Origin of the sequence: Mycobacterium sp. E3298 (genome assembly GCF_001666895.1) — a bacterium.
Classification (GTDB): domain Bacteria; phylum Actinomycetota; class Actinomycetes; order Mycobacteriales; family Mycobacteriaceae; genus Mycobacterium.
Window position 1 is genome coordinate 1 of sequence record NZ_LZJB01000109.1, and the last position, 9,561, is coordinate 9,561.

The 9,561-nt window shown below is 66.4% G+C and carries 7 protein-coding genes and 1 pseudogene; 4 read left to right on the forward strand and 4 right to left on the reverse strand.

Features of this window, described 5'->3' with window-relative positions:
* A pseudogene (locus A9X05_RS31530) lies at positions 1–619 on the forward strand (hypothetical protein); the annotation flags it as partial.
* A gap of 14 nt (positions 620–633) precedes the next feature.
* Here A9X05_RS31530 and A9X05_RS04950 read toward each other — a convergent pair.
* The 3 genes from A9X05_RS04950 to A9X05_RS04960 all read right to left on the reverse strand — a co-directional run bounded on the left by A9X05_RS04950 (position 634) and on the right by A9X05_RS04960 (position 5,725).
* A complete protein-coding gene (locus tag A9X05_RS04950; protein WP_067779646.1) occupies positions 634–1,776 on the reverse strand; it encodes a BTAD domain-containing putative transcriptional regulator in 1,143 nt (380 codons plus the stop codon).
* A 296-nt stretch (positions 1,777–2,072) separates the two neighbouring features.
* Entirely contained in the window at positions 2,073–3,971 is a 1,899-nt protein-coding gene (locus tag A9X05_RS04955) for an ABC transporter ATP-binding protein (RefSeq protein WP_067761189.1), read from the reverse strand.
* The gene (locus A9X05_RS04960) at positions 3,968–5,725 is read right to left on the reverse strand and encodes an ABC transporter ATP-binding protein (RefSeq protein ID WP_067779652.1); all 1,758 of its coding nucleotides are present in this window, start codon (positions 5,723–5,725) and stop codon (positions 3,968–3,970) included. The genes A9X05_RS04955 and A9X05_RS04960 overlap by 4 nt, the downstream gene beginning before the upstream one ends.
* A gap of 183 nt (positions 5,726–5,908) precedes the next feature.
* On the opposite strand from A9X05_RS04960, the gene A9X05_RS04965 reads away from it, so the two are divergent.
* Positions 5,909–6,466: a DUF3558 domain-containing protein gene (locus tag A9X05_RS04965; RefSeq protein ID WP_067761192.1), complete on the forward strand. Its 558-nt coding sequence runs from the start codon at positions 5,909–5,911 to the stop codon at positions 6,464–6,466.
* A complete protein-coding gene (locus A9X05_RS04970; RefSeq protein ID WP_067779649.1) occupies positions 6,463–7,005 on the forward strand; it encodes a DUF3558 domain-containing protein in 543 nt (180 codons plus the stop codon). Before A9X05_RS04965 ends, A9X05_RS04970 begins: the two co-directional genes overlap by 4 nt.
* Before the next feature lies 1 nt (position 7,006).
* On the opposite strand, the gene A9X05_RS04975 is transcribed toward A9X05_RS04970, so the two are convergent.
* Positions 7,007–7,507, reverse strand: coding sequence for a histidine phosphatase family protein (locus tag A9X05_RS04975; RefSeq protein ID WP_156736470.1), 501 nt, complete (start codon positions 7,505–7,507; stop codon positions 7,007–7,009).
* Between the two features lie 294 nt (positions 7,508–7,801).
* Between A9X05_RS04975 and A9X05_RS04980 the strand changes: the two genes are divergently transcribed.
* Positions 7,802–9,004, forward strand: coding sequence for a cytochrome P450 (locus A9X05_RS04980; RefSeq protein WP_067761196.1), 1,203 nt, complete (start codon positions 7,802–7,804; stop codon positions 9,002–9,004).
* Positions 9,005–9,561 lie beyond the last annotated feature (557 nt).

The following is a 9,561-nucleotide window of genomic DNA, read 5'->3' on the forward strand; positions in this document are numbered from 1 at the left end:
CCCACCACACGCCCCGCACCAATTCACCGGCGCACCCGCCTGGAACCAACCCCCACCCAAACGACGCAACCCCTGGCCCATCATCGCCGGCGTCGCCGCACTGGTCGTCGTCCTCGTCGTCCCCGCGGTCGGCATCGCGATGGTGATGGGCGGCGACGACAGCAACTCGCAGGCCAACCGGACCTCGACCTCGACGACCACGACGACCAGCAGAACGGTCACCACGACCACGACGAGCAGGGCCCCGAACCCGCAGAGCAAGCTGATGAGCGTGCTGCCCGCCGGATATCCCAGTGGCGCTTGCACCCCTGCCACCCCGAAGGCCAACAGCATTTGGGTGAACGCGTTGGCCATGGTCGACTGCGACCAGAACACCAACCAGGGCGGCCCTTCCCGCGCCGTCTACGGGTTGTTCGCCAATGCCGATCTGCTCAAGAAGGCGTTCGACGACGACGTCGCCGCCGTACAGTTGCTCAACTGTCCGGGGGCCGGTCCGTCACCGGACGGCTGGCACCACGACAGCACCCCGACGGTGACCGCCGGCTCGATCGCGTGCGGCACCTACAAGAACTACCCACCCCCACGCACCACAAACACCCCGATCCGCCTGGGCTGGTGATCCCGGTCGAGCGCCTAAACCTGGGTGTCCGCGGCGATCTGGAAGGTGAACTCGTGGTCGCAGATGCGCACCTGGTCGCCGTCGCGCAGCGTGGCGGCCGAGCGGATCCGCTCGTGCTGCACGTGGACCCCGTTGGACGACCGGAGGTCGTTGATGATGAAGCTGGTCCCCGTGTCGACGATGACGGCGTGGTGGCGGCTGACTTTCGGGCTGTCGAGGACGATGTCGTTGTCCGGGAGCCGCCCGATCCGGGTCGCCGCCGCTCGCAGCGGATAACTGCGTCCCGACGTCTCGTGCAGGTAAGCGATCGCCTTCTGCCCGGACACCATGGTGTGTTGTTCGAGCACCGTCACCGTGTCGACGGCGGCGGTCTTGGCGGTTCGTTTCACGTCCAGCGGTTCCTGCCGCAGGATCTGCTCGTTGAGCGACCGCAGCGTCGGGCCCGGATCGATTCCCAGGTCGTCGGCGAGCGTCGTCTTGACGCGTCGATAGGCGGCCAGGGCGTCGGATTGGCGGTCGGTGAGGTAATAAGCCGTGATCAACTGCGCCCACAGCGGCTCGCGATAGGGGTGTTCGGCGGTCAGCGCCTCCAGTTCGGTGATCACGGCGGACGCACGCCCGCACGCGATTTCGGCCTCTGCCTTCGCGCCGTGGACCAGAATCTTTTCCTCGACAAGGGAAGTGGCGAAGGTGTCGACGAACTGGAACTCGCGCAAGTCCTCGAGCACCGGTCCGCGCCATTCCGCCAACGCGGCCGCCAGGTGCCGGCTGGCGTCTTCGAATTTGCCGGTGGCTGCGGGGTGTACACCCGCGGTCTTTTCGGCGATGAAGCGTCCGAGATCGTAAGCGTTTTCGGCGATACTGAGCCGGTATCCCGGCGGCGCCGCCGCCAGCACCACCCGAGGGTCGATGCCGGCGGTGCTGAGCAGCTTGCGCAGATTGGACACATACGAATGGATGCTGGCCCGTGCCCCCGACGGCGGCTCGTCGTCCCATAGGGCCGTGATGAGCCGGTCGACCCCGACCGGACTGTTGTGGTTCATCAACAGCATGGCAAGCACCGCCCGCTGTTTGGGAGTGCCCAAGGCCACCAGGCTGCCGTCGACACTCATCTCCAACGGTCCGAGCAGACCGAGTTCGAGACGTTTGTCCACCATCGCCTATCGGTCCTTCCGGTCCTGCGCAGCGCACCTTTGAGATGTCCTAGCTTGCCATTGTGATATCAATCCCTGCGATTTCGGTAGTGACCCGCGAATTGTGCGTGTTCGACGGCTGGGCGCTGATCGCACCGCGGGTGATGAAAAGCGTTCCCCGCCACAAGGACGTGGGGCGCCTGTCGCGAACGGGTCTGGCGCTCAGGCGAACACGCACAAGGCGGACAAGGTTCCGATCTTGGCCTTTTCGTTGCCTCAATAAATTCTCAACGTGACGTCACAGCGACCCCCGCGTCGGACTAGGCCCTGGTCATGGCGTAGTAGGCGCCCCGCCGGGCCAGCAGCTCGGCGTGGCTGCCCTGTTCGACGATCCGGCCGGCCTCGATCACGACGATGCGGTCGGCGTCCCGGATCGTCGAAAGGCGGTGCGCGATAATGAAACTCGTACGGTCGCGGCGAAGTTCGGACATGGCGCGGGCGATGAGCGCCTCGGTGCGGGTGTCGACGGAGCTGGTCGCCTCGTCCAGGATCAGCAGCCGCGGCCGGGCGAGGAACGCCCGCGCGATGGTGATCAACTGCCTCTCGCCCGCGCTGATGTTGCCGCCGCCTCCGCTGACTCGGGTCTCGTAGCCGGCGGGCAGCGTGTGCACGAACCGGTCGACATAAGCCGCCTGCGCGGCCCGCACCACCTCGTCCGCGCCGGCCCCGGGCCGCCCGTAGGCGATGTTCTCCGCGATCGTCCCGTCGAAGAGCCAGGTGTCCTGCAGGACCATGCCGATCCCCGAGCGCAGCGACTGCCTGCTGACGGTGGTGATGTCGACACCGTCGACCAGGATCCGACCGGAGTCGACGTCATAGAACCGCATGAGCAGGTTCACCAGCGTGGTCTTGCCGGCCCCGGTCGGCCCGACGATCGCCACCGTGCTGCCCGGCTCGGCCACCATCGACAGGTCGTGGATCACCGGGGTGTTCGGGCGGTACCCGAAGGTCACGTGTTCGAACTCGACTCGTCCGGCGCGATGTGTGGCCCCGCTGTCGGCGGTCGGTTCGGGGTCCGCCGTTTCTTCGGGCTCGTCGAGCAGATCGAACACCCGCTCCGCGCTGGCCACGCCGGACTGCAGGGTGTTGTACATCCCGGCGACCTGGCTCAGCGGGGCGTTGAACTGCCGGACGTATTGGATGAAGGCCTGGATGCCGCCCAGGGTGATGTGGCCGGTGGCCACCTGCAGGCCGCCCACCACGGCGACGGCCACGTAGCCCAGGTTGCCGATGAACGACGTCGCCGGTGCCACGAGTCCCGAGAAGAACTGCGCGCCGAAGCTGGCCCGGTAGACGTCGTCGTTGTGGTCGCGGAACTGTTCGCGCGCGGCGGCCTGATGGCCGAACGTCTTGACCACCGTGAAGCCGCTGTACGTCTCCTCGATGTGGGCGTTGAGGCGACCGATGCTCGTCCATTGGGCCACGAACAGGCGCTGCGCGCGCCGCGCGATCGCGCGGGTGGCCACCAGCGACAGCGGCACCGTCGCCACGGCGATCAGGGCCAGCAGAGGCGAGATGGACAGCATCATCGCCAGCACGGCGACGATGGTCAGCACCGACGTGACGAGCTGGCTGATGGTCATGGACAGCGACGACTGCACGTTGTCGATGTCGTTGGTCACCCGGCTCAACAGCTCGCCGCGCTGGCGCCCATCGAAGTACGACAGCGGCAGCCGGTGGATCTTGTCCTCGACGTCGGAACGCAGCGCGACCATGGTGCGCTGCACGGTCACGTTGAGCAGGCGCGCTTGCGCCCAGATCAGCAGCGCGGAAGCGAGATACAAACCCAACGCCAGCACCAGGGTTCGTGCCACCGCGGCGAAGTCCACGCCTCTGCCCGGCACCACGCTCATTCCCGAGAGAAGGTCGGCGAAGGTGTTGTCGCCCCTGGCCCTGGCCGCGGCGACCGCCTGTGCCTTGGTGATGCCCGCGGGGAGCTGACGTCCGATGACGCCGTTGAACAGCAGATCGGTGGCGTGGCCGAGGATTCGCGGAACGACGACCCCGATCACCGTGCCGGTCACGCCGAGGCTGATCACCGCGATGCTCAGCCGGCGTTGGGGCGCAAGCCGTCTCACCAGCCGGGCGGCCGAACCCCAGAAGTCGCGGGAGCGTCCGGCCGGGGCCGGGGTCAAGCCGCGAGTGGCCGTCACGGTCATGGCGCGCCCCCGACTTGGCCCGATCGGACGGCGCTGACCGATTGGGAGTCGGCGAACTCGGCATAGGTGGCGCAGTCGGCGAGCAGCGATTCGTGCGTGCCGGTGCCGACCAGTCTCCCGCTGTCGACGACGATCACCTGGTCGGCCTGGGCGGCGGTCGAAACCCGTTGCGTGACAACGATGACGGTGGACTGACCGGTAATCCGCTTCAGCGATTCGCACACCCGCGCGTCGGTGTGCACGTCAAGCGCGCCGAACGAGTCGTCGAAGAGATAGATGGCCGGTCGGCGGATGACCGCCCGCGCGATGGCCAGTCGCTGCCGCTGACCGCCGGAGAAGTTGATTCCGCCCTGAGCCACTCGCATTCTGAGCCCGTCATCGTGTGCGCGCACGAACCCGTCGGCGTCGGCCACGCGCAACGCTTGCCACATCTCGTCGTCGGTCGCGTCCGCCTTGCCATAGCGCAGGTTGTCCGCCACGGTCCCCGAGAACAGGTAGCCGCGCTGGGGAACCAGCCCGATCGCGGACCAGAGCCGCTCGGTGCGGTAATCGCGGACATCGACGTCGTCCACCAGGACGGCGCCGCCGGTGACGTCGTAGAGCCGGCAGATCAGCGACACCAGCGTCGACTTGCCCGAGCCGGTGCTGCCGACGATGGCGGTGGTGGTGCCGGGCCGCGCGGTCAGCGAGATGTCTTGCAGGACGGGCCTGTCGGCGCCCGGATAGGTGAATGTCGCGCCCGCCAGGCGCACCATTCCGGTGATCCCGCCGCGCGGGAACACCGGGCTCCGCGGGTCGTCGACGGCGGCCTCGGTCGAAAGAACTTCGGTGATCCGTTCGGCGCAGACGGAGGCTCGGGGCAGTACCACCAGCGTCATGGTCGCCATCAACACCGCCATCAGAATCTGGGTGAAGTAGGCCAGGAACGCGGTCAGCGACCCGACCTGCATCTGGCCGCGATCGATGCGCAGCCCGCCGAACCAGATCAGGGCGACGCTGGACACGTTGACGGTCAGCGTGGTCACCGGCAACATCAACGCCTGCCAGTTGCCGGCGGTCAGCGCGGTATCGGACAGCGCGGCGTTGGCCCGGCCGAACCGCTCCCGCTCGTAGCCTTCGCGGGCGAACGCCCTCACCACCCGGATGCCGGACAGCTGGTCGCGCATCACCCGGTTGATGCCGTCGATCAGGCCCTGCATCCTGCGGAACAGCGGGAGCATGTGCGACATCACCCAGTAATTGGCCACGGCCATGATGGGAACGCTGACCAGCAGCAGCCAGGTCAGCGCCGCCTCCTGGTGGATGGCCATCACGATCCCGCCGATGCACATGATGGGCGCGGTGACCAGCACGGTGCTCGAGATCTGAACGAGGTACTGGATCTGGCGGACGTCGTTGGTGCTGCGCGTCAACAGCGTGGGCGCGCCGAAGCGGTCCGTCTCGTGTTCGGAGAAGGTGGTGACGTGTTCGAACATCGCTGCGCGCAGGTCGCGACCGAAGCCCATGCCGGTCTTCGAGCCGAAGTACACCGCCGCGATCGCGCACAACACCTGCAGGCCTGTGACCGAGAGCATCACCAGGCCGAGCCTGACGATGGTGGCCGTGTCGCCCTTGGCGACGCCCTCGTCGATGATGGCGGCGTTGACCGTCGGCAGGTACAGCGATGCCAGCGTGCTGATGAGCTGGAGCACCATAAGCGCCGCGACCAGCCGCCGGTACGGCCGGATGTACTGGCGCAGCAGTGCCAGGAGCATTTCGTAACTGTCGCACACGGCGCGTCCCGCGGCCGCCAGCAACCGCCGGATGGTCTAACTCGGCCGCCGCATGCGGTGACGCGACTGAAACGCCTGCTCAGGCGCGTCGGTGGTTGACCTGCTGAGCTGCCGCTACAGTGCATCGTGTGGACCGGCAGCAGGCTGAGAAGAAGCAGGGTAGCGGTGCGGCGTAACTCGAGGGCGCTGGCCGTTGCGGCGACAGCCTTGGCGATCCTGATCCCCACGGTTGCGGCGTGCTCGGATTCCGGGAGCAACAAACCGGGCGCGACGTCGTCGACGGCGCCGGGAAACTCGGAGGGCCACCACGGGCCGATGTTTCCCCAGTGCGGCGGCATCAACGATCAGACCGTGGCGGAGCTGACCAAGGTGACCGGCCTGATCAACACCGCCCGGAACTCCGTCGGTTGCCAGTGGCTGGCCGGTGGCGGCATCCTCGGCCCGCACTTTTCGTTCTCCTGGTATCGCGGCAGTCCCATCGGGCGTGAACGCAAGACCGAGGAGCTGTCGCGCGCGAGCGTCGACGACATCAACATCAATGGCCACGGCGGCTTCATCGCCATCGGGAACGAGCCCAATCTGGGTGACTCGCTGTGCGAGGTGGGCATCCAATTCCAGGACGACTTCATCGAATGGTCTATCAGCTTCAGTCAGAAGCCGTTCCCGCCGCCGTGCGACATAGCCAAGGAATTGGCGCGCCAGTCGATTGCGAACTCCAAATGAGCAGAAGTAGCGTCCGCGCCCTTGTCGCCGTCTTGATCACCGCGCTCGTCGTGTCGACCGGATGTTCGAGGTCCGTCGCCGGTAACGCCGTGAAGGCCGGCGGTCCGACGCGTAACAACAACTCCCAGCAGCAGTATCCGAACCTGCTCAAGGAGTGCGAGGTGCTCACCAGCGACATCCTCGCCAAGACGGTGGGCGCGGATCCGCTCGACATTCAGAGCACCTTCGTCGGGGCGATCTGCCGGTGGCAGGCGGCCAACCCGGCCGGCCTGATCGACATCACCCGGTTCTGGTTCGAGCAGGGCAGCCTGAGCAACGAGCGCAAGGTCGCCGATTTCCTCAAGTACAAGGTCGAGACGCGGAACATCGCCGGGATCGATTCCATCGTGATGCGCCCGGACGACCCGAACGGTGCGTGCGGGGTGGCCAGCGACGCGGCCGGCGTGGTCGGCTGGTGGGTCAACCCCCAGGCGCCCGGCATCGACGCGTGCGGTCAGGCGCTCAAGCTGATGGAGCTGACGCTGGCTACGAACTCCTGAGTCAGCGCGGGATTTCGAACCCGATCAGGGCGGCGCGGCCGAGTTCGAGGCCCTTCCATCCCGACGTGACCGTCAGCACGGCGATCGCCGACGTCGGGAACTTGATCGAAATCCGTTCCGCCACGGCAACATCGGTGCCGGCACCGCCGAGGCCGAGTGCCACCGCGGACATCGTCGGCTCGTGACCGACGACAAGCAGCGTCCCGATGTCCTCGCTCACGGCGTTGATTTCCTCGATCATCGTGCCCGGGGTCGCGCCGTAGAGCCGCTCGCTGTACCGCACCGGGGCGTCGATACGCGTGGTGGCCAACGTCTGCCGGGTCCGCGTCGCGGTGGAACACAGCACGGCGTCGATGGCCGGGGCGTTGGCGCGCAGCCAGTCGCCCGCGAGGCCGGCCTCGCGAATTCCTCGCGGCGCCAACGGCCGCTCGTGGTCGGCGACGCCGGGCGGGTAGTCAGACTTCGCGTGACGCATCAACAACAACGTGCGCTGGTCTTCCACGGGAGTCACGCTAACCCCTATGCGGCGTCGTCGTCATCGTCGTCGTCGTGGAGGAGTTTTTCTCCGGTGGTGGAAGGTGTTGGTGCGGGGTCGGCCGTCGATGTCGGTGCCGGGATTTCGCGTGGTCGGTGACGTGGTGGACTTCGGAGAGGTAGCCGGGCACGATGCAGTCTGAGGATGAGCAGGGTTGTGCGTGTCTAGGTTATTGCGGCTCCCAGTGGCGTGCTGTCCTGACTTACCAGTAGTCCGTCCGACGAACGGTCGGATGCGTCGGTTGGAGGGAGTTGCAGGCATATGGGTGTCCAGACTGCGAGTGAGGTGTTCTACGACCCCTACGACGTCGAACTCAACGCCGACCCGTATCCGCTGTTTCGGCGGCTCCGCGAGGAGGCGCCGCTGTCGTACAACGACCAACACGACTTCTACGCGCTGAGCCGATTCGACGACGTGCATGCGGCGCTGAATGACCATGAGACGTTCAGCTCTGCGCGGGGAAACATTCTCGAGTTGATCAAGGCTGACATGCCGATTCCGCCCGGCGTGTTCCTGATGGAGGACCCGCCCCTTCACGACATCTATCGCCAGAGCCTTTCTCGCATGTTCACGCCACGCAAAATGCGCGAGGTCGAGGCCACCGCGCGGCAATTCTGTGCCGAGAGTCTCGATCCGTTCGTTGGTACCGGGGGCTTTGACTTCATCGCCAATTTGGGTGCCGAGATGCCGGTGAGAGTCGTGTGCAGGCTGCTGGGAATTCCCGATGAGATGCGGCAGGAGGTCCTTGACCTCGCCGAAAGTCACGTCAACACCGAGGCCGGCGGACAAATGAAAGCCGCGTCCACAGGGCTGGAAACCGGGCAGCTGTTCGCCGACTACCTCGATTGGCGCGCTGAACATCCCTCCGACGACGTGGTCACCGAATTGCTCAGCGTCGAATTCACCGACCTCGATGGCACCAGACGGGGGTTGACCCGCGAGGAACTGCTGATTTGCATCACGCTGGTCGCCGCGGGCGGCGCCGAGACAACGACCCGGCTAATCGGTTGGGCGGGCAAGGTTTTGGCCGAGCACCCCGAGCAGCGGCGGGAGCTGGTCGCCGATCGCAGCCTGATTGCCGGCGCAATCGAGGAGCTGCTGCGTTTCGAACCCCCCGCGCCACACATCGCGCGCACCCTCACACGCGACGTGGACTACTACGGACAACACGTGCCGGCCGGCAGCATCATGATGTTGCTCGCCGGTGCCGCAAACCGCGACCATCGGCAATTCCCGCCCGATGGCGACGTCTTCGACCTTCACCGCAAAGCCGGAGCCCATGTCGGCTTCGGTGTTGGCGTGCACTATTGCCTGGGAGCGTCGTTAGCCCGGATGGAGGGACGCGTGGCGCTCGATGAGGTGCTCAACCGCTTCCCGGAGTGGGACATCGATATGTCTGCGGCACGCATGACCACGACATCGACAGTCCGCGGCTGGGAAACTTTGCCGGCCGTCCTGGCATGAAAAGGTCGCGCCTGGTCTTTGATCCGCGCAAAAATAACCAATCGCGGCGCCATGACTCAACATTCGGTCTTGATGACGTGACCTGGGTAAATTAGCTACGCCCACCTGGCGTACCCAACTACCCTTTCCGACAGATGTGGATCGACCAGCCGTCGGGGTGAGGCAGTCGGCGAGTTCGGCGGGCTGTTCGGGGCGATAGTCGTTCCGTAGGTGGCCAGGTCGACCTCGACGACCTGGCGGGTTGCGGCATCGACCCAGCCGGGCGGGGGTCGGAAGAACCGGCGGATCACGGCACCTACCCGCCGCCGAGTTTCCCCCCACGCTGGGCGGCCGCGGTGGCCGGCAGGATCGGCGCCGGCGGCTCGCCGGTCTGCCCGTGACGCAAAATACCCGCTCGGAGACCTGCCGGGCGAGGTCCCGCGTCTTGTCGGTGCGCGGATTTAAGCTCGCGATGCCCTGGTAATCACGGAGTCCGAAAGGGAGCCGCCGCCATGCGATTCCTGCACACCGCCGACTGGCAGCTCGGCATGACCCGGCACTTTCTCGCCGGTGATGCT

Bases quoted from the DNA above. Each gene is read 5' to 3' on its own strand.
- A9X05_RS04950 (WP_067779646.1), bottom strand. From the start codon at position 1,776: ATGGTGGACAAACGTCTCGAACTCGGTCTGCTCGGACCGTTGGAGATG.
- A9X05_RS04980 (WP_067761196.1), top strand. From the start codon at position 7,802: ATGGGTGTCCAGACTGCGAGTGAGGTGTTCTACGACCCCTACGACGTC.
- A9X05_RS04970 (WP_067779649.1), top strand. From the start codon at position 6,463: ATGAGCAGAAGTAGCGTCCGCGCCCTTGTCGCCGTCTTGATCACCGCG.
- A9X05_RS04955 (WP_067761189.1), bottom strand. From the start codon at position 3,971: ATGACCGTGACGGCCACTCGCGGCTTGACCCCGGCCCCGGCCGGACGC.
- A9X05_RS04960 (WP_067779652.1), bottom strand. From the start codon at position 5,725: ATGCTCCTGGCACTGCTGCGCCAGTACATCCGGCCGTACCGGCGGCTG.